This window comes from Aequorivita viscosa, from assembly GCF_900106795.1.
Taxonomy (GTDB): Bacteria; Bacteroidota; Bacteroidia; order Flavobacteriales; family Flavobacteriaceae; genus Aequorivita; species Aequorivita viscosa.
This window is the reverse complement of record NZ_FNNS01000038.1, coordinates 1-19,214: the sequence shown is the minus strand read 5'-3', so window position 1 is coordinate 19,214 and position 19,214 is coordinate 1. Positions and strand designations below refer to the sequence as shown.

Annotated in this window: 21 protein-coding genes; 3 read left to right on the top strand and 18 right to left on the bottom strand. The window is 33.5% G+C overall.

Going from position 1 to position 19,214, the window contains the following annotated elements; all coding sequences use genetic code 11:
- Positions 1-485: 485 nt before the first annotated feature.
- The 10 genes from BLW28_RS14910 to xerA form a co-directional block, all read right to left on the bottom strand.
- Positions 486-869, bottom strand: a complete 384-nt coding sequence (locus BLW28_RS14910) for a hypothetical protein (RefSeq protein ID WP_143036912.1) — start codon at positions 867-869, stop codon at positions 486-488.
- 159 nt (positions 870-1,028) lie between these two features.
- Positions 1,029-2,009, bottom strand: coding sequence for a hypothetical protein (locus tag BLW28_RS14905; protein ID WP_073220999.1), 981 nt, complete (start codon positions 2,007-2,009; stop codon positions 1,029-1,031).
- Positions 2,010-2,174: 165 nt separating this feature from the next.
- Positions 2,175-2,789 (bottom strand): hypothetical protein, encoded by a 615-nt coding sequence (locus BLW28_RS14900; protein ID WP_073221002.1) that lies wholly within the window; start codon positions 2,787-2,789, stop codon positions 2,175-2,177.
- Positions 2,790-2,954: 165 nt separating this feature from the next.
- A complete protein-coding gene (locus tag BLW28_RS14895) occupies positions 2,955-3,404 on the bottom strand; it encodes a hypothetical protein (protein WP_159431785.1) in 450 nt (149 codons plus the stop codon).
- Positions 3,405-3,548: 144 nt separating this feature from the next.
- The gene (locus tag BLW28_RS14890) at positions 3,549-4,283 is read right to left on the bottom strand and encodes a hypothetical protein (RefSeq protein ID WP_073221007.1); all 735 of its coding nucleotides are present in this window, start codon (positions 4,281-4,283) and stop codon (positions 3,549-3,551) included.
- 136 nt (positions 4,284-4,419) lie between these two features.
- Positions 4,420-5,025, bottom strand: coding sequence for a hypothetical protein (locus BLW28_RS14885; RefSeq protein ID WP_143036911.1), 606 nt, complete (start codon positions 5,023-5,025; stop codon positions 4,420-4,422).
- Positions 4,955-6,253, bottom strand: a complete 1,299-nt coding sequence (locus tag BLW28_RS14880; RefSeq protein ID WP_073221012.1) for an AAA family ATPase — start codon at positions 6,251-6,253, stop codon at positions 4,955-4,957. The genes BLW28_RS14885 and BLW28_RS14880 overlap by 71 nt, the downstream gene beginning before the upstream one ends.
- Positions 6,254-6,412: 159 nt before the next feature.
- A complete protein-coding gene (locus tag BLW28_RS14875; RefSeq protein ID WP_073221015.1) occupies positions 6,413-7,147 on the bottom strand; it encodes a hypothetical protein in 735 nt (244 codons plus the stop codon).
- Positions 7,148-7,286: 139 nt separating this feature from the next.
- Positions 7,287-7,904 carry a hypothetical protein gene (locus tag BLW28_RS14870; RefSeq protein WP_092842586.1) on the bottom strand — a complete coding sequence of 206 codons (618 nt, stop codon included), beginning with the start codon at positions 7,902-7,904 and terminating at the stop codon, positions 7,287-7,289.
- 111 nt (positions 7,905-8,015) lie between these two features.
- The gene (gene xerA, locus BLW28_RS14865; RefSeq protein WP_073221019.1) at positions 8,016-9,146 is read right to left on the bottom strand and encodes a site-specific tyrosine recombinase/integron integrase; all 1,131 of its coding nucleotides are present in this window, start codon (positions 9,144-9,146) and stop codon (positions 8,016-8,018) included.
- 84 nt (positions 9,147-9,230) lie between these two features.
- On the opposite strand from xerA, the gene BLW28_RS14860 reads away from it, so the two are divergent.
- Positions 9,231-9,614: a hypothetical protein gene (locus BLW28_RS14860; RefSeq protein WP_073221022.1), complete on the top strand. Its 384-nt coding sequence runs from the start codon at positions 9,231-9,233 to the stop codon at positions 9,612-9,614.
- A 634-nt stretch (positions 9,615-10,248) separates the two neighbouring features.
- On the opposite strand, the gene BLW28_RS14855 is transcribed toward BLW28_RS14860, so the two are convergent.
- The 3 genes from BLW28_RS14855 to BLW28_RS14845 all read right to left on the bottom strand — a co-directional run bounded on the left by BLW28_RS14855 (position 10,249) and on the right by BLW28_RS14845 (position 13,104).
- Positions 10,249-11,439, bottom strand: a complete 1,191-nt coding sequence (locus tag BLW28_RS14855; protein ID WP_073221025.1) for a Shedu anti-phage system protein SduA domain-containing protein — start codon at positions 11,437-11,439, stop codon at positions 10,249-10,251.
- A 178-nt stretch (positions 11,440-11,617) separates the two neighbouring features.
- Positions 11,618-12,043: a hypothetical protein gene (locus BLW28_RS14850; RefSeq protein WP_073221028.1), complete on the bottom strand. Its 426-nt coding sequence runs from the start codon at positions 12,041-12,043 to the stop codon at positions 11,618-11,620.
- Positions 12,044-12,273: 230 nt separating this feature from the next.
- Positions 12,274-13,104: a DNA-deoxyinosine glycosylase gene (locus tag BLW28_RS14845; RefSeq protein ID WP_083540826.1), complete on the bottom strand. Its 831-nt coding sequence runs from the start codon at positions 13,102-13,104 to the stop codon at positions 12,274-12,276.
- Between the two features lie 376 nt (positions 13,105-13,480).
- On the opposite strand from BLW28_RS14845, the gene BLW28_RS14840 reads away from it, so the two are divergent.
- Positions 13,481-14,452: an IS110 family RNA-guided transposase gene (locus BLW28_RS14840; RefSeq protein WP_073221030.1), complete on the top strand. Its 972-nt coding sequence runs from the start codon at positions 13,481-13,483 to the stop codon at positions 14,450-14,452.
- Positions 14,453-14,609: 157 nt separating this feature from the next.
- On the opposite strand, the gene BLW28_RS14835 is transcribed toward BLW28_RS14840, so the two are convergent.
- The 5 genes from BLW28_RS14835 to BLW28_RS14815 form a co-directional block, all read right to left on the bottom strand.
- Complete coding sequence (locus tag BLW28_RS14835; protein ID WP_073221033.1) at positions 14,610-15,938, bottom strand: nucleotide-binding domain-containing protein; 1,329 nt, start codon at positions 15,936-15,938, stop codon at positions 14,610-14,612.
- Entirely contained in the window at positions 15,925-16,443 is a 519-nt protein-coding gene (locus tag BLW28_RS14830; RefSeq protein ID WP_073221034.1) for a hypothetical protein, read from the bottom strand. The genes BLW28_RS14835 and BLW28_RS14830 overlap by 14 nt, the downstream gene beginning before the upstream one ends.
- A gap of 165 nt (positions 16,444-16,608) precedes the next feature.
- A complete protein-coding gene (locus tag BLW28_RS14825; RefSeq protein ID WP_073221037.1) occupies positions 16,609-17,052 on the bottom strand; it encodes a hypothetical protein in 444 nt (147 codons plus the stop codon).
- Entirely contained in the window at positions 17,049-17,507 is a 459-nt protein-coding gene (locus BLW28_RS14820) for a hypothetical protein (protein WP_073221040.1), read from the bottom strand. The genes BLW28_RS14825 and BLW28_RS14820 overlap by 4 nt, the downstream gene beginning before the upstream one ends.
- Before the next feature lie 224 nt (positions 17,508-17,731).
- Positions 17,732-18,139, bottom strand: coding sequence for a hypothetical protein (locus tag BLW28_RS14815; protein WP_143036910.1), 408 nt, complete (start codon positions 18,137-18,139; stop codon positions 17,732-17,734).
- A gap of 189 nt (positions 18,140-18,328) precedes the next feature.
- Between BLW28_RS14815 and BLW28_RS14810 the strand changes: the two genes are divergently transcribed.
- Positions 18,329-19,214: transposase (locus tag BLW28_RS14810; RefSeq protein ID WP_143036909.1), on the top strand; the 886-nt coding region annotated here is incomplete at its 3' end.

Genomic DNA, 19,214 nt, shown 5'->3' with positions numbered 1-19,214 from the left:
CTTTTTGATTTGCTGAATCGGGCTATTTCTTTTAGGCATTGACTACATGAAGTCGCCCGAAGCTGAACAGATCAGTTCTTTTTACTACTTAGAAGCATTTTAAAATAAAAGTTGCGGCATTAAAAAAATGATCAAATACTTGACTTTCTAATATTTTTTCAATACCTTGACACAAAGTCTTTTAGACGTTCCCAACGTTACAAATGCTAATTTGCACGATTGTAATCGCTAAGACTTTGAGTCGCAATTCTCATTGCGCCTGCTTTATTTTAAAATGTTCCCATTAAATAAAAAAAGAACTGATCCAAATCGAAAAAGATGGACATTGTCATTTTTAAAATTGCCGTTAACGGTCTCGTATAACCGCAGTTATGGAGTTAAAGTTACTTAATTTTTGGGTTAAGAACAGACGTTAGCAATTCCGAGTGGATTCGGCCGTAGTCGAATCCGCCGTAATTGCGGTTATACATTGTTGTGCATAGGTTTTATTTAGTTTTTATATAATATATTTCAGTAAACTGTCCATTATATAATCCTAAATGACCAGTTTTTCCGCTTTTATAAAGTCCGATTAACTCAACTTTCTTTCCGTTCATTCTTTTCCACACACTATCTAATTCCGTTGCTGGTTTGAAAGAGTTAAGCCATATTTTATCAGATTTGGCATAAATTCCTTTATTTTCCAAATCAAGATGCAATACACCAGATATTTTCAGAGTATCATTATTAAATTCAGTCGAGTTTTTGAAAACACTACTAATTTCAGTCAGATTTATTTTTTGAGATAATTCCGCATTTCCGTATTCAGTTTTCTCTGTGATACACGAAACTAAAAGTCCGATTAATATTAAAATTTTGTATTTAGTCACGATTTTTTTCAACTTATGCACAACGGTCTGCATATGGACCGTAGCGTGTGATAGCCGGAATTCAGCAGACGGACACGGACGGTTGAAAATTACGCAGGAATTTTCAAAACAGGCTCAGACCCAGCTATGGGCTATATGCGTTGTTGTAGTGCGTATTTTTTAGTTTCTATTGATTTTTCTTCTCTTCTTTTTCATATACCTTTCAAATTGTTTTCTTTCCTTTTTAATGAAGAATTCAAGATAGATATCGTCTTCTTCTGTTGGTTCTAAATTTTTAAATTCCCAGGAAATTACCTTGTCACTTTCATCAAATTCATATCCCTTTGGCTCTATTTTTTCGATATTCTCTAATGGTACATCGTGAAGATTTAAAATTACTTTTGCATTTTCTATTTCCTCGTACCATCCTTTACCAGTATTCAATAGGTAGCTGAAATATCTGTATTTTCCACCGTAACCAAGTCCAATAGGCATTCGATAACTAACGGTTATTTCTTTCCTCTCATTTTCTTTGAAGTTGACATCCCATACGTACCACGGAAAAACTCCATTTCTGACTTTTTCATCGAATTGGGCATAAAGGCTAGAAGAATGAGCGGTGTTGTTGAAGTGTAATGTGGATAGTGAATCTATTATTGTAGTTACTTGCTTAAAGTCTTCAGGATTCTTATAAATCTTACTTCCGTCTTTTCTTTCTTTAATGTTGTAGCTTGAATATATGCTGTCCTTTAAATTAATATACTCTCTTTCCATTTTTTGAATATTAATAAATTCTTGATAGAGTTCTTCTAGTTCTTCGGGTACTTTAATGTCGTTTGACGTTAATTTGTTATTGTCTACTGTAATTTTAAATTTTGATTTGTCCGTTTCTTCGTAACCACCAATAGACCAGTATTGGAAATTCATCTCTGGGAAACCTATCTCCAAACTAGTTTCCTCTCCTTTGTTGTGCATTGAAAATTTACAATTAACTATAGAATAGCCGTCATAAATATCAACTTCAACGACTTCGGATTGCATTTGTATTTTGCATTCTTCCTTGGTGTAAATACCTTTAGCATCAATTGGGTTTGGCGCAATATCAAGGAATGTAAATCCTGAGGCAAGTATTAAGATTATTAATATTATCGTAATTCTCATTTTGTGGTTTATATGCACTACAACGTTTTCGGCTATGGCCTGTGTGGGTTTTGAAACCGAGTTTTTGTCAACCGTTGATAATTTTTATTAAGTGCAAGATATTCATTTTTAACGATTAGCCCACATTGGCTATAGCCTAGTGTTGGCAGCCGTATTTATTATTTTTCAGTCAAATATTTCATATTTCCAATGGTCGTAACCCGTTTCATGTAGTTCCTTAATTTCTCCTTTGGCTGTGTGTCTATCTGTGTTGTCGTAAGTCACGATTTCATAGTTAAAACTGAGAATTACATTATGATAAAAAGTCAATTCATAACTACTATCGTTCTTTGTGTAGTAGAAGTCCTCAATTCCAATTATTCCTGTCGAAGGCGTTTCAAGTCCTGCAACTGTCAAGGAGTCTGGATAAAATCCATATACTGATTTAAAGTCTTCTAGTTCCTGAATCAATGTCTGTGCTCGCTCTATCGCAATACTTCGACTAAAATTTCTAGTCAACATTGATAGATAAGAGGTGGAAACGAAAAGTGTCAAGGGTAACGCCCAAAGAATAATTGAGGCAAATCGGTTTTTGGTCTCCTTTTTTTTATAAAGTATTATAGTCCAAATAAGTCCAATCGGGATTAGGACAAGTCCAAAAAGAGCGAGCATCGAACTACCGTCATAAATCGCTTGGGATATTCTAAAAAGGTTATTGGGTCCGGGTAGAAACGGAAGATTTGTTACAAGACCAATTATGACTAGTAGTCCAATCAATATGAATATTTGCCGTTTTTTCATTTTATATGGCTGCCAACGTTTCTTGTATATGAGCTGTGGCGTGTCTCGGCACAGGCCTTTCCTGATAAAAACTGACTTTGGAAAATCCTTCGGATTTTCCAAGTGTGGACTGGCCAAGCCATAGCTTATATACCGTGTTGTAAGTAGTTTTTATTTTTTGACAGTTTAATTTTTCGTTATTGTATCTTTTGTTAAAGTGTCATAAATGTGTTCGGGTATGTCTTCTTTTATCTTATTCATCTCATTTTGAAAATGTTTTTTTAGGAACGCTTTTTCCTTCTCATTCAAATTTCCAAGAATTCCCACCCTGCCATAAAAGCTTATGTTCTCATCATCTTTATGCACAAGAACGATTAACGGATATCCATTTTTTGCCTCAAACATTTCCAATTCATTTTCGATTCCTGTTTTTGGATTTGGTCGGTCTATAAAATAAGTGAAGCTGATGTTTTTTTCAGTTGGACTGTCGAAAGGGTCGCTTGTTGGATTTGCGTAGTTAATAATTCCTTGAACCTCATAAAAGTCCGATTCTTTAAAATCCGAATATTTTTTTTCAGATTCACAAGAAAAGAGACCGAGACTCAACATTATTAATATGGTTAGTGTTTTTCTCAAATTACTTACAACGTTTGGGCTATGATCTGTGGCCGTTTTAAAACCATTTCACTATCCGCCCGAGATAAAGATAGTGAAAAGCACAAAAGTGTCCGTCACCTACAAACCGGCCATAGATTATAGCCTCGTGTTGTGCATAGTATTTCACTTTTTTGCTTTGGGAATTGTTCCGTTCATCCATTCTTTTACTTGAAGTTCTGAACCTGGCATCATTGCCATTTGCTTGCTGTCCATATCAATCACACAAAATGCAAGGATATGATAGTCAGTCTGGTTATACTGTTTAGCTATTTCGTCATTACCGACTTCTGAAACATACCCTAAAAGTCTAATTATTTTTCCTTCTTTCTCGTATCCGCTGTTTACAAGTGAAGCAATCCAAATTGTGTTTCCGCCTTCCAACTTAACCTGATAGTACGGTTTGTCATTATGGGCTGTGTAAACTTTAGTCACTAATCCATTAAACGCAACTATTTCTCCATTTCGTTTACTTATTTTCTTTAAGTCTTTACTTTCAAAATTTGTCGGACAAGGGTTTTTGGTTTCTGATTCAGTTGAATTTTCTACGTCAGCCTTGATTAGCTTTCTGATTTTTTCACACCGTTCATTTAAAGTGGGAATGATTCCATTTTTCACTTTATCTAATGCTCCATTTTGAACTAATATTTTATGTTCAGCCGAATCAACAATGTTAAAAATGAAATTAAATTCCTTATCATAACATCTATTAAACTCAGGTTTGATTTCAGAGTAATTTTTAAGATTATCACTCATACATTCACAAATTTTGTCCGATATTTTTTCGGTAATAGTTTCAATGCTTTGAGCAAAACTTGTAAGACTTAATAAAGTCAAAATTATAGTAGTTATTTTCTTCATTTTCGTGATTTCGGATATTATGCACAACGGTATAGTATAATAATAGTAGCGGATTTTATGCACTTACTTTTAGGTTTATTATGTTGTTTGATTTATAAATTTCACTTTTCGTTTAACGATTAACCCGCTATTATTTTTATACAATGTTGGCAGTAGTTTTTCTTAATTCTTCTGACTCAACTTTTTTCAATTTAGCACAAGGCATACATATTTCAGCCATATTATTTCTGCAAAGCAAATCTGAATTTCTTTTCCCTGTGTATATTTTGGGACGTGGGGAATTATTAGGATAAAAATCCTTTCTTGCTAAAAATGGTAAAGCACGTTTTTCATCCGTACACACCAAACGACATTTAGAAATATAGCATATAGATACCAAATGTGGGTCGTCAAAATCTCTATGATTTTCTAATTCTTCAAGGATTTTTTGATAATTGTCTACTTCACTATCATCTATAGGAATTACTTTTCTCATTCTTGCAAATTGACCAAAAACCTTAATTATGCGATAAGCTTTTTTTAATTCTTCTTTGTATTTAGTTCCTCCGTAGACAATCTTACCTTCTCCTTCTAAAATCCAGTCATATACAGGTTTAAATTCCTCGTGCTTTGCTGATTCTTCATCAAAAACACTTTTAAAAGTATTAGTATCAATTATTATACACATAGAATCAAAGCGATAAAAGGTTAAGCTCTTCGTTAAGGAAAAAGTCTCTAAATGACGTTGGTTGATTTTCTGCATAATTACCATCGTCTTCTATACAGATAGGTGTAACCTTATTACCCTCTTTGTTTCTTTCGAAAAATAAAACCTGACTTTTTGGTTTTGATTTTCCTTTCTTTAAACAGTATCTATATCTGTCGATAATGAAATCGCTATGAGTTTCGATTAAAAAACTCTTATTGTCATTTGAGGCAGCTGAATATATGAACTCGCCCCAAGCAGCTTGAGCTTTTGGGTGCAAGTGAACTTCAGGTTGTTGAATTGAAAACCATCTGCCTTTATATGTAACTAAAATTTCAGTTAGTAATGGTAAAATTTGTCCTACACCATAACCAACATTTGTTAATTTTAAAGGCATACCATTTAGATATACATTTAAAATAAAGGGTGATGACAAATCTTTTCCTAAATTTTTCACTTCTATTTTATCAAATAACCCACTTTGTTTTCCAAAAAAACTCATTCTTCGTGAGAACTCATCTTTAGAAATATTCTTTTTAAATTGATTTGCAAGAATAGATTTAATTAATAATGGTGTATGGTCACCTTCCGGACTAAAAATCAATTTAAAACTTTCGTAAATTCTTTTTGGTTTGGTTCTAATTGGTGCAATCCAAGTTGTGTATGGTAAAAAGTTTGGGCGTACCAATCCTTCGATTTTATATTTTTTAGGCAGTTCTTTTCTCAAAAACCTTCTTATTTCATAGAAGGAAACTCTGTTACCATATTCATCATCAGAAGAGTATATTTTATATTTAACACCTTCAAAATTAGAATCATCAACCCATAATTTAAATGAGTCAGGGTCTTTTTCGTCATAACTGACTGATTTATGATAAATTCTAATCTGTTTATTTGAGATCTTTAATAGAACACTAATGTCTTCAATTAGCATTCTCATTTCAGAAAGTTTTGGCGAACCTTTTTCGTTTTTATACGTTATTAGAAGTGTATCGAATGCTCTATCCCTTTCATTGTCATTACTCTCAGAGTCTATTCTAAAACCTATCTGAAATTCTTTTATTCCTTTTATATTTTTACTTGCCAATTCGTTAAAAAATCCAAGTTCAATATCATTGGTGTTAAAATCATCATTGTTCCAAAATTGTGGCGTTGAAATAAGACGAAGTAAGGACAGTACAGAGGACTTTCCAGTACTGTTTTCACCTACAAAGAAATTCATATCCAGAAAAGGAATATATGTTTCTTTAAAACCTCTAAAATTATTTAAATAAAGTATTTTCATATTTTTTGATCAAATTACTGCCAACGTGTTTGTGTAAGGATAGTTGCGTGTGCGAGCAACTAACTTACTAAAAATGGAACGAACCAGAGGAAAATCCGTAGGATTTTCCGAATAGGCTAGAACCAAGCAATTATTTTTACACGGTGTTGGCATTAGTTTTTATTCTTTTTGTCCAAACCAATTTAAATTATTTTCATAATCGGTTTGTTTATTTTTATAAGTTCTGAAAATCCGTTCAATTGAAGTTCTTTTAAGTTGGTCTTTAATTGAGTCCATTTGAGATTCAGTTATATTTTTGTCAGCAATTAAGTTAAATCTTAAGAATGTTTTTAATTCTTCTCGTGAGTTTTTTTTAAAATCGGTTACTTCTTTTTCCAAGTTTTTTAGGTCAGATGAAAAGTCTGTTTTTACAATTAAACTATTGTTTGAAAAACCTGCGTAAATATTAAAAGTTAAATTGTCAGGGAAACCTATTTGAGTTAATTCATTTTCTTTTATCGGTAAATCAATTATAATACCGATATTTTTTTGGAAAAAGTCATAAGTATTTTTGGCTTTTACTAGTTCAGGGAGTTGAATTATAGTGTCTCCTAAAATTTTAAGGTTAAGTAATTCGTTTGATTTACCTAATTTATAAGAATAGGTTAATTCCTTTTTATTAGTAAATCCGTTTATATTAGTTAATTGAATTTTGTTTTCATTGACTTCCCATTGTGAAAACTCTTTTCCCAGTTTATCATAAACAATTAGTGAGTCATTATAAAATTGAAATTCTATAAACCCGTAGTTATCATCACTATTTGAATACCAATTTCCAATTAATTTTTCTTTCTGTTTTGTAGAAGCACAACTAAATATGAAAATTAATAAAATGTATGTTAAAATGTTCTTCATTCAAATTAATGCCAACGTTTTGCATATGGCTTGTGGCGGTTTCGAAGCACTTTCCTGTCCACCGAAACCAAAGCTGGCTACGGAGCGAAAACCTTGATGATATCCGTTCACCCGCCATAAGCTATATGTGTTGTTGGCGCTAGTTTTTTATTTTATTTTTCATCTGTTTCTGATATAAAAACATTTGTGGTAAAAAGAAAATCAGCATAAAGAAACTTGCAGGTGGTATTTTATCAAATCCCTTTGTCACCGCAAAAAATCCTAAAAGTCCAATCGCTCCAAATAGGATTATCGTATTAACTCTTAATGCCCATTTTAAATATCCTTTTTCTACCCAAATGTCCCAACTGTCAATTATTCCTTTGTTCCCAACTTGGTCGGTAAGGAAGTCTATAAATACTTGTGAGTCAATTTTAAAAACATTGTTTGGTCGATTATTTCCAAGAGTTATTTCAGTCTTATCGGTCACTATTTTTCTTAGAACTTGTCCTTGGTCAATCACTAGTCGTTTTATTTCATTGATTTCAATGTCTGGAATTTTCGCATAATTGAATAGCAGTTTTTGCTGCCATTCAAAATGGAGAGTTTCATTGTCGTAAGTCACATTGAGTCGTCCATATGAGAAATAAAAGAGTAGTCCAAACAGTCCAATTATTCCGAGAGCTGTCACCACTAATTGTAAAATTGAGTTGTCAATATGGCTTGGAAGCAACAAAACAGGTATGAACAAAATAGCAAAAGCAAATATGCTTATCACTACTCTGGTTTGCTTAAAAATCAATATGCTGAAGTTCTTTGTCAATGTCGTTTTTTCAAATTAGCGCCAACAATTGGATAAACTCCCATAGGGAGTTTATATCCATCATACCTACAAATCTAACGGATTTTTTATAGTATCAAAATTATTTGTGGCTACATGTGTGTAAATTTCTGTCGTTTTAGTAGAATTATGACCTAATAACATCTGAATATATCTTAAATCTGTACCAGACTCCAATAAATGTGTAGCAAAACTATGACGCAATACATGTGGCGAAACCTTAACTAGAATACCTGCCCGCTCCCCTGCACTACTCACTATTTTAAAAACACTATTCGCATGGTATTTACGACCCTTCATTCCCTCAAATAAATACTCCTTAGGTTGGTACTCCTTATAATACAACCTTAAATCCACCAACAACTTTTTAGACAACAATGTATACCTATCCTTATTACCCTTAGCACCAACAACACGTATCACCATTCGCTTGCTATCAATATTCTCAGGCCTCAAATTCAAAAGCTCACTACGCCTTAATCCAGCCGAATAAAGTAAACTCACTATACACTTATGTTTTAAATTATTAGTCGAGGCTATAACACGAAACACATCCTCCTTAGACAAAACAACAGGTAACTTCTTTTCTTTCCTAGGTCGCTCTATTTCATAAAACCTATTAGGCATACCCAAAACAATTTCATAATAAAACTTAATACTGTTAATAGCCTGGTTAATATAAGAGGTAGAATGACGCTTCTGTATTAACATTTGAATATACCTTCGTATATCAAACTCATTCAAAGTATCTATTTCTTTACCTTTATAATAATTAATAAAACGCTCAAAACAAGACACATAAGCCTTCACCGTATTGTTTGCATACTTTTTTAATTCTAGCTTCTGTAAATAGCAAGGCGGACAAGCCCTATAATCATCAGGCAAAGCTCTTTTCTTATACCAAGAAACATCAAACTCTTCATCCAAATTCTTAGATCTATTAGACCCAAAAAAATACTTGCCATTAACCCAAGCAACACCCTTAAAAACAGTAAAAATACTAGTAAGATTATTAGAATTATTAACTATATAATACATGCTATACTCCTCAGACCATTGTAAACCCGGCAACTCCCGTATCAATGCATTCAATACCTTATCCGAATAAAACTGCAAACCAATATATTTCTTATTATCTAGCAATAAGTGCCTTAAAGTAATATGCTTTTTAAAATCCATAACCAATAATACTAATAATCAACATTTTAACCGTATATTAAGCGTATAATAAACGTATAACAATCAGATAAACATCCAATAGCCATGCAAAAACAAAAAAAATGCAAATCATGCAACAAACTTTTGTCTGGTCGATCAGATAAAAAGTTCTGCGACACCTATTGTAAAAGCTCCTATCACTACCAAAAATCAATAGAAGAAAAACCAAATTTCTATACCAAAGTAGATAAACAACTAAAAACAAACCGACGCATTTTAAAAAACTTCAATCGAGCAGGAAAAGCAACCGTAAGAAGTGAAATATTAATAAATAAAGGATTTAACCCCAATTTCTTTACCCACTATTGGAAAAACAAAAACCAAGACGTCTATTTATTTATATATGAATATGGCTTTCTAAAGAAATCAGAACATGGGGTAGAAAAATTTGTCCTGGTAAAATGGCAAGAGTATATGACAAAAAAATAATAGTAAAAACAAAAGCCAAATCGTGAAATTTGGCCTTGTAATTAAATCCTTAAATATAAAAACCTGTATGTTTATAAAAACTGAACTTTATAATAATCTAAAACACTAAAATTGTAAATCTGCAATAATATCAAACCCCGCTAGTGCGCGAGTCCCCTCGCGTTCTTTCCTCATCCAACACAAATTCTCATTATCGATTTAAACACCCACCTTCAGCACTTACTCATTCTTTCGTACCGCAGGCTACACTCCTCCAATCGCAAGAGCCCACGGTGTAGTTTATCTTGAGCGAAGTCGAAAGACGAAACATAAGCAATAATTTAATAAACAGAAACTCTTTCCATTAAAGCAATATCAAATTATTGCCAATGCTATTTGCCAATGTGCGCACTGCAGGAAATAACATAATATTTTCGGTTACTCAATTTAATATAGAAAGGTAAGCGGCCACATCAAAAATTGCAGTCAACGACCCCAAATCGGGGAAAACCGACTCCTGAAAACCCATCCCAACCTAGACCAACCCCCATAAGGACAAACCGACATACACCGGTTCAGTCAATCCCGCAGGTGCGGGACATTCATGTTGGGTCGTACCGACCACACGAATGCTTAGTTATTGTGCTTTCGTACTTTATTTCAGATTTTCTTTTAAATTTCTAATTGTGTTTGTCATTCTGTCAATAAGGTCATTATAAGTCCAAATTTTTATTCCGATGTTATCTTTTAAATCTTGAAAATTCTCCTTCCATACCTTATTTTCTTTTCTCTGTCCAATAACGATTATGCAATCTGAAACTTTCTTCTTTTCGGATATTCCTAATTCCTCTATTTTTTCTTCAGACATAGTTTCATACCATTTTTTATAACCTAATATCTGTGGAATTGCTCTTGAGATATCTTTTGAAAGATTATAAGAAGTAGATTTTCCACCATTTTTGTTTTCCTTTTCTTCGATATCAAAAATTTCTGCTGTTGGTGATTTTAGCTCAATTAAAATATGGTATTCTAAATTTTGCGTTGCAAGAATATCAAACCTCTTCCTACCCATTATTTCTCCCTCTCTTATTGGGTCAACATATTCAATTCCAAAAATCATACATCTTGTACTTCTATATTTGCCGTTATCCTCATCAATCCAATTCTGAATAAAAGTCTCACTTTTATCTAAATTATTTTCAATAAATTCTTTTAAATCTTCGAGTGCTTTGATTTGGATTTCAGGAATCTTTGCAAAAAAAGAATTTTGAACTTTTTTATTAGTCAAAAACTTTGTGAAAATTTCAATAAATTCTGATTCTGAAATCAAAGAATTTGATTCTTCTTTTTCATCAGAAGTGTCTATTTCGAACATAGCATCAATTAGTGCTTTTCTTGATTTTTCAGGAAGGTTTTTAATTCCGATTAGCAAGTCTTTGTCGTTTACGCTTGTCTTTAGAAATTCAATTTTTTCTTCGTCTGAAACGCTTAAATTAGCGATTGAAATGTGCTGTCCAAAATAGGCTTCAACTCTTCGAGGGTCAGTCCGATAATAACCTATTTCATTACAAAACCTGATATAATCATCAATATTTACCAACCAATCATTCCCATACTGTATGAAGTCATTAACTTCCTTATTATTTGTGAAATAAATTGAAATTCTGGGGTTTTCATTTAAGAATGTTCTTAAAGCATCTGAAAATTGAAATCGCGTTTGCTTGTAAGAGTAATTAAAATGAGTTTGTAAATCAAAGTCCATAAATATTCGAGAAGTAAGCTCCAATTCCTCAAAAGAGTCTTTGTCTATTTTTTCTTTATTTGCTTTTTTCTCTTTCTTACTCATAAGTTTGTTTTCTTACGGACTGTTTTTGGTATGAAGCACAACGTTTTCGGCTATGGACAGTGTGGGTCTTGAAACCATGTATTTGTCAACTGTTGATAATTTTTATTAAGTGCAGAATACTCATTTATAACTATTCAGCCCACATTGGCTATAGCCGATGTTATGCGGTCGTTATTTTTTAGTCTATAATTCCGTTAATTTCTTGAAAAATGAATTTAGTCGAACTGCTGTCTTGCCTGATGTCAAACTTTAGATTTTCAAGTTCAGCACCGTGATAGCCCTTGCCTTTATTTTTAATTATTCCCTTTATCCCTTTTTCCGAATCATTTATTTCAAGAACAATTTTGGCGCACAGTCCGTCACCTTGAATGTGAGTATGGATGTATTTTGAGTTTTTGCCTTCCTGATAAGAGTCCATCCAATAAGTCAATTTGGATCTGTCAACCTTTGCCAATTGATTAACTAATTCGTCTTTATACTTTTTTGCATCAGGAGAATATTTTTCGAAGATTAAGTTTGTATTTTCACATTCAGGTCTATCACACGAAGCAATAAAAGTTAAGAGGGCAAAAGTGGTAAGAGTTCTGATAATATTTTTTTTCATAGTTGAATTTTATAAGTTAACGCAATACCTTTAGTCTAATTGTTCATTGTTAAACGGAGAGTTTGTCAAAATGCCGCATAACGTTCTGGCTAAAAGCTGGCGGGCTTTGAAACCCGGGTCTTTGTCAACCGTTACGGAGTTTTTTTAGTTGTAGTATTTTCAAATGTAGCACTTTCTGCCCGCTTGCTTTTAGGTTTTGTTATAGCCAGTGGTTCTTTTTTTTTCGTCAATTATTCGGTCAAAATTTGTCTCCATACATTACAGATATTGTCAAAGTTAATTCCTGTGTTTGCTGGACTTGTACTTGGTAATGGAATATATTTTATTCCGTTTTTTTTGTCAAAATACTTGTCGTGTAAGGCTTGGGATTTTGTCCCGTTGAAACCGATAATTTTTAAATTCTTATGTCTTGCGATAAAGTTTTTCAAGTCGTTTGGTTCTTCGTCTTCTATTGCACTGTCGAGACTTCCTTTTCTATTTGCCTTATGAGCTACGTCCCAAATGCCAATTTTTGTCTTGAGCAAAAGTGCTTTCTTGTCTGCATAAGTCAGTGGTAAACCGTTGTTTGTAATTGTCGAAATGATCTTCCAAAATCTGTTTCTTGAATGTCCGTAATACTCGCCAAGTTCGAGAGATTTATCACCTGGCATAGTTCCTAAAATTAAAATAGTCGTGTCAGCGTTTGAAATTGGGTCGAATGATGTTTTTAAGTGTGCAGTAGTTGGTTTAGAGGCAACTTTGTCAACCACTTTTTTTGCCAATATTTTTGGTGCTGATGATGGTATTGTGGCTTTTGATGTTGCTGTTCCTAATGGTGTCGCACCGCTCCAACTAATGTCAATAGAAGTTCCATAGTCATTTATCCTAAAATTGATACTGTCTTTATGAGCAACATCTGAACCATTAAATTTAAAAGTCTTACGAAACGGTTTTGTTTCATGGTCAATGTTAACCACCAAAATGTCGCCCCGAGAAACTGTCTTGGTGTCGATTTTATAACTTTTCGATTTCTCAAGTCTTGTCGAAGGTCGTATAGTTCTATTTCTTGTTATTTCGGTCATTGCTCATTATTTGTTGACGGTCTTTTTTACCATTGGCTATAACGTGTTTGTGTATGGCTCGTTGCGGAAAATCAGCTATGATTTTCCGCCGTAACCGAAAGATAGCAAATTGCAATGAATTCCGATTAGGAATTCAGCCGCAATGAGCTATACACGTCTTAAGTTTGATTTTTACTAAATCATTTAATTTTAAGTATTAATCAGAAAGAACAAAAGAGCGGAGTAAGGTTACTATATACAGTGAAGCTTTAGACTTCGACAACATTGATAATCCCCGCTCTTTTACTACTTAAATCACGTTCAGTTCTGTGAGGCCTAGACCTCGTTTTCAAGTTGTTGTGACCCAAGTAGCTGGTTCTTTCATAAACAATTTTCTATGAATAAATATAAGGAAACTTTTGGAGTTGACATCAGTAAAGATGTCTTTGACGTACACGGCAGTAGCAGTGGCCACAACCAGTTCAAAAATGATGAAAAGGGATTTAAATCTTTTTTAAAGATACTTCCTAAGGATTCAATTGTAGTTATGGAAGCAACCGGTTACTATCATTACAGGCTCGCACAGTTTCTTTACAAAAACAATGTGGCGGTGTCTGTTGTAAATCCCTTATCTGTAAAACGTTTTATCCAGATGAAGCTTGCCAAGGTAAAGACCGACAAGAGCGATGCAAAGGCCATCTGTGAGTATGCTCTGGCCAATGAGGTTCCACTTTACAATGCGCTGACCAATGTACAGGCCGAGTGCTTGCAGCTGTTCCGGTTAATGGACAGTTATCTTAAAAAGCGTACTGCTACCAAGAACAAAATGCACGGTGAGGAAACTTTGGGTATCCCTTCAAAATTTGTGTACCGTTCTTTAAAGCGTGATAAAAAACACTTGGACAGAGAGCTTGAAGGAATAGAAGCACGACTGCTGGAATTGGTAAAACAAGAGCAGCAGCAACAGCTTACCCTTCTGCAAACCGTTCCTGGTATTGGTGCCAAGACAGCTTTGTTTTTAATTGTGATAACCGATGGTTTTTCCAAGTTCGAGACGGGAGCACAGCTTTGTAGTTACGTGGGTATAACACCAACAATTAGGGAGTCAGGCAGCAGTTTGCGAGGGCGTAGTAGGATTAGTAAAGTTGGCAATAAAAAACTTCGCAACTTGTTATTTCTTTGTGCCTTTAATGCCTGTAAACACAATAAAGCGTGCCGTGAACTCTATGAGCGCATTGTTCAAAAAGGTAAAAGCAAAAAATTGGCGCTTATTGCAGTGGCAAATAAGTTGTTAAAACAATGTTTCGCCATAGCACATTCGGGTTTGCCTTATAATGATGAATACGTTTCAGTGCTAAAAATTAAATAACCAATATTAAAATGTTGGTGCTGTTTATAGCTTGTTGAACTGGAAACAAATCGACGAAAGAAGATTTGTTCCATTTCAACAATGCCAGGAAAACTTTGTCAAAATTTAATGGAGAAAATGTTTGGTTTTTACCTCAGTTCTTTGTTGTGTGTAGTACTTATTTTTTTACAATCACATTTACTCTATCTTTCGCTATACAAATATTATTTTTTATTGCATAACATTCTGCGAAATGTTTTCCAATATATGCTGTGTTTTCTGGATTTTGATGAGTCTTATAATCTGTTATTTCTCCTCTTGGTTGTTCACTATTTCTGTCATTTTGAACTTTCCATTTTACTAAATCGCAATAGGTGTTGTTATTTACAACTTTAAAGCTTATATGATTTTTAGTGTCAACTATTCCACTTGATTTTTTAAGGCTAGCATTGTATTTTCTAAATCCATCATATTTTTCAATAAATCCATCAACTTCAAAAACAAGACTCTCGTCTATTAATGTAGGAATATTTTGGTCAAATAGGAATTTTTCAGTTTCCCTTATTCTCTTATAGAAACCGCAATTAATTAAATCCTCAAATTTTGTTTCTGAATTGATGTTCTCGAATGCTATTAAAATAGAATCTACAGCCTCATTTATCAAATTAGTTTCTGATTCTGTCAGTTCATTCAAATATTCGTCTATGTAACGTGTGTTGTCCGCTCTGTCTTTAATTTTGGGTGCTTTTATGTCATCTTTTAATTTAGTAAAGAATAAAAACACGCTATCGAAAATTTCAATACTTGAGTTTTTTAAATAGTTTATAGTGATGAGTTGTTCTATATGAAATGATTTGAGTTTGAAATTTTCATTTTGTTCCTTACAATAGTTTTTCCACCCTTTGACGAACTTTACACTTTTTCTAAAATCTTCATTTTTACTATTTAACCTACTTGCAACCTCAATATATCCTCTTGGGTCAGACTTAATCCAATTTATCTGACTATGTTTTTCTTTAATGCGTTGATAATATTCTAACCTTTTTTGTCCTCTTTGGTATTTGATTATTTCTGGAACATAATAAGTGTCAAGGCCAAATTCATTTTTTGAGTTGACTAGAGATGGTACTAAATCGACAGCAAAAACTTCGTTTTCTCCATTCATATATTTGAAAGATATTGAATGTGTTTGAACTGTAATAGTAATTGAGTAATGAGTAGGGTTTTTATATTCTTGCTTAAATCTTCTTGCAAGATTTGATAGTAAATTTTCTGGAATAGTTTTTAAATGTTCCCAATTTCCAATAATGTATAAAATATCTAAATCGTGTAAAGGTCGAATTGCCGTATATCGTGGATAAGAACCAATTTGAATACAATTTTGTGTGCCTAGAAGTTCATTGAAAGATTGATAAATCTTTGAAACGAACTTTATATCATCTTGTGTTGGGGAAAGATGTTCTTTTACAAATTTACGTAATGTAGAGTTTATTTTATTTTTTTTCATAAGTCGTTGTAATCATTGAAGTCACAATATCATTTAAAAGTCTTCCTCTAAAATTTACGACTATTGAATTTCGGTTTTCATTTATTTTATCCATTAATTTTTGCTCAATTCTACCTTCTGATTGTGGTGCATAAACTATAAGCGAATCACTATCTCTTTTATGTTTAAGAATTGATTTAATATCATCATTAAATTCAGGATAGTTTACTAACATCATAGTGAATTTTTCTCCTTTTGCAATTGAATCCTTTGTGATTTGTGTGATGTTTTTAGTTTTAAAAATACCCGAATCCGATAAAAGACTTTTTAAACTTTCAAAGTCATTTTCTGCATAAATTGCAATTTTTCTGTTGTGCAAACTTTTCCCAAGTCTTATCCAAACAGGTACTATTCCTCTGAAAATAGAATAAATTCCATAAAAGAAAATTACAACTGCTATTGCAGTACTAATTCCTCCGACAATTACAAAGAAGGGATGGTTAAAAAAGTTTAATATTTCTTCCATATGTTCGTTTTTTGGGTATTACACACAACGTTTGTGTATATGAGCTGTGGCGTGCCCGGCACAGACTTTTACTGATTAAAACCGGCTTTGGAAAATCCACAGGATTTTCCACGTGAGGAGTGACCAAGCCATAGCCTATATAATGTGTTGCCAACTGATTTTTACTCAATTGCTTGATGAAATTGGCACAAGTCTATATTCCTTAACTTTTAAATATCGAGCTTTATTTTCATTAATTGAATTAGTGAAAACATCTTCAATGGATTTACCAGAATTTGGTATTGGCTCGAATGTAATTTCCACATTTTTACCATCTATGTTAATATTTGACCATTCAAAAATAATTGCATTTAGTTTGCTGTTGTTGCCGTTAATATCCATAGTTCCAATAGACTTAACATATTTTGGAAGTCCCCATCTATTTATGCACATTTCTAAATTACCTAAATCAGAGAAGTCACCTGTTGAACTATTATAATAAAGTGCTTCCTTAAATTGGTCATAAGTGAATTCATTTATAACCTTATTATTGTTGCAGGCACTTAATAAAAATAACTGAATAATCAGAAGAAGAGACAAGTATTTGAAATTGAGTTTTATATGTTTCATAAATTTTTTAATCGCTGGTTTACTGTAAAATGGTTTTGCTCATCCTCTAAAGTTAAGTAAACCCAACTACCATTTTCTTTAGAATATGTTTGATTTTCTATTCTAAGATAATATTGATTTTCCAATTCTTTTGCTAAACTTTTTAAGTCCAATATTTCATTTCGAAAATTAGATTTAGAAAAATAAATTGAATTGATATGTTGGTAATAATTCTTTGGGGCATCCCAATTTTTAAATTTGCCAAATACAAGTTCATTTATATCTGGGCATTCCGATATTAAAATTTCAAAATTTTCATTAGCCACATCTGTAAGAAAATCGCTTATAGAATAATTCTTTGAGCTGGAATTTAATCGTACGCTTCCTACTATATTGGGAATAGACAATCCTGTTTGTTCTTTTTCCAAACAGTAAAGTTTTATATATTCCTTCCAAAATAATATACTTTCGCTCATATTTTCTTAATAGTTGGCAACGTTTAGTATAAAAGAAGTAGGGCTGAAAATAAGCATTTACCTTTTAGATTATCCACAAGCCAGATCTTTTGCATTTTGTTTTATATTTTTGTTCTAAAGCCAAATCAAAAGATTTGGCGACCTCGCAAATATGCCTTAAACATTGGGTTTAGCACTGACTTGCCCTATTTTTTTTATACAGCTTGTTGTACGCTGGCTTTTATTTATTTTTTTAATTCAATTTCAGTTATAGTCGGTTTCTCATAAGCCAAAACAGTCAAACATCCATTTGTTGTTGCTATGAAAAATTCATTCAAGTCGTCAACCGCTCTACTAACATCCAAAATTCCGTTTTGTGTAACTTCTCCTGATTTCCATCCACCTTTTATTATTCTAAAGAGATGAAATCCGTTTTTGAAATCTGGCGAATCCCAATAACCTAAAAAATCGCCTTCGTCCAAATACCGAAATCCGTTAAATCCGTCGAATTCATATTCAATTCCGATTTGTTTTTCAGCATTTTTCCAAGTCGAAATTATTATTTTCAATCCGAAATTTTCAGTTGTTTGGAAATCAATTATATCACTTTCTTTTTTTGAGAAATATTCTTTTCCAATTTTGTCAATTGTCATTTCCATATTCGGTTTTCAGCTTGCGTACAACGTCTCGTATAAACGCAGTAGCGGGATTGGCGCACTTACTTTTCGATTTATACCAGACTTTAAATTTATAAAATTAATTTCGGGTTAAGCACTTGCCCGCTATTGCGTTTATGCAATGTGCCTGTTGCACAAGTTAAGGAATTTTCGTAATTTCATGCCATGCAAGGAAAAAAGATATACCAAGAAAAGCTTTTCAACTCTTTCAGTCTCAGTTCGCGTGTTCCTGAGAACAATTTCTACCGCCGCTTGAAGGGAGCATGCAATTTTGATTTTTTATACAAACTTACAGAAGACTTTTACGGCTCTAGTGGACAGAAGAGTATCGACCCTGTTGTGTTTTTCAAATTATGTTTAGTCGGTTATTTGGAGAACATTATCAGTGACCGCAAGCTGATCGACCATTGTTCGATGCGCCTTGATATTATGTATTTTGTGGGGTACGATATTGATGAGGAGTTTCCCTGGCACAGCACCATCAGCCGCACCCGACAATTGTTCCCGGAATCGATCTTCGAATCCGTCTTCGTAAAAGTGCTGCAGCTGTGCATAGAGAGCGGAATGGTCAGCGGCCACACCCAGACTATCGATTCTGCGCCTGTTAAGGCCAATGCGAGTATGGATACCCTTGAGCTCAAAGTTCCTGAGGAAGATCTTGAAGGTCATCTCCGTAGGGTTCGCCATATCAGTGCGATGGACAAGGAACAACCAATTAGAAAATCCAAAGAAGACAAGGCAGATGACAACCAGCGAAGGATCACTGCAAGCCAGAAGGAACTGGATGCCATAAAGAGTCGCACCAAACGCTGGAGCAAGGATCAGGACCAGCGCCCTGGAGCAGGTAATAAGGGCAGCAAGTACACCAGCAACAAGACCCATTACAGTCCCACCGATCCCGATGCACGCATAAGCGTAAAACCAGGGAAGGCCAGGAAACTGAATTACCTGAGCCAGCTCAGTGTGGATATAGCGCACCACGTAATAACGGATATCCGGGCATACCACGCGGACGGGAAGGACAACCAGCAGTTGGCGGATATTGTAAAGC

What these genes read in the sequence shown, in the direction of transcription:
- BLW28_RS14840 (WP_073221030.1), top strand. Translation starts at nt 13,481, where the DNA reads ATGAATAAATATAAGGAAACTTTTGGAGTTGACATCAGTAAAGATGTC.
- BLW28_RS14900 (WP_073221002.1), bottom strand. Translation starts at nt 2,789, where the DNA reads ATGAAAAAACGGCAAATATTCATATTGATTGGACTACTAGTCATAATT.
- BLW28_RS14875 (WP_073221015.1), bottom strand. Translation starts at nt 7,147, where the DNA reads ATGAAGAACATTTTAACATACATTTTATTAATTTTCATATTTAGTTGT.
- BLW28_RS14835 (WP_073221033.1), bottom strand. Translation starts at nt 15,938, where the DNA reads ATGAAAAAAAATAAAATAAACTCTACATTACGTAAATTTGTAAAAGAA.
- BLW28_RS14830 (WP_073221034.1), bottom strand. Translation starts at nt 16,443, where the DNA reads ATGGAAGAAATATTAAACTTTTTTAACCATCCCTTCTTTGTAATTGTC.
- BLW28_RS14890 (WP_073221007.1), bottom strand. Translation starts at nt 4,283, where the DNA reads ATGAAGAAAATAACTACTATAATTTTGACTTTATTAAGTCTTACAAGT.
- BLW28_RS14825 (WP_073221037.1), bottom strand. Translation starts at nt 17,052, where the DNA reads ATGAAACATATAAAACTCAATTTCAAATACTTGTCTCTTCTTCTGATT.
- BLW28_RS14850 (WP_073221028.1), bottom strand. Translation starts at nt 12,043, where the DNA reads ATGAAAAAAAATATTATCAGAACTCTTACCACTTTTGCCCTCTTAACT.
- BLW28_RS14905 (WP_073220999.1), bottom strand. Translation starts at nt 2,009, where the DNA reads ATGAGAATTACGATAATATTAATAATCTTAATACTTGCCTCAGGATTT.
- BLW28_RS14815 (WP_143036910.1), bottom strand. Translation starts at nt 18,139, where the DNA reads ATGACAATTGACAAAATTGGAAAAGAATATTTCTCAAAAAAAGAAAGT.
- xerA (WP_073221019.1), bottom strand. Translation starts at nt 9,146, where the DNA reads ATGGATTTTAAAAAGCATATTACTTTAAGGCACTTATTGCTAGATAAT.
- BLW28_RS14820 (WP_073221040.1), bottom strand. Translation starts at nt 17,507, where the DNA reads ATGAGCGAAAGTATATTATTTTGGAAGGAATATATAAAACTTTACTGT.
- BLW28_RS14885 (WP_143036911.1), bottom strand. Translation starts at nt 5,025, where the DNA reads ATGCAGAAAATCAACCAACGTCATTTAGAGACTTTTTCCTTAACGAAG.
- BLW28_RS14845 (WP_083540826.1), bottom strand. Translation starts at nt 13,104, where the DNA reads ATGACCGAAATAACAAGAAATAGAACTATACGACCTTCGACAAGACTT.
- BLW28_RS14855 (WP_073221025.1), bottom strand. Translation starts at nt 11,439, where the DNA reads ATGAGTAAGAAAGAGAAAAAAGCAAATAAAGAAAAAATAGACAAAGAC.
- BLW28_RS14860 (WP_073221022.1), top strand. Translation starts at nt 9,231, where the DNA reads ATGCAAAAACAAAAAAAATGCAAATCATGCAACAAACTTTTGTCTGGT.
- BLW28_RS14880 (WP_073221012.1), bottom strand. Translation starts at nt 6,253, where the DNA reads ATGAAAATACTTTATTTAAATAATTTTAGAGGTTTTAAAGAAACATAT.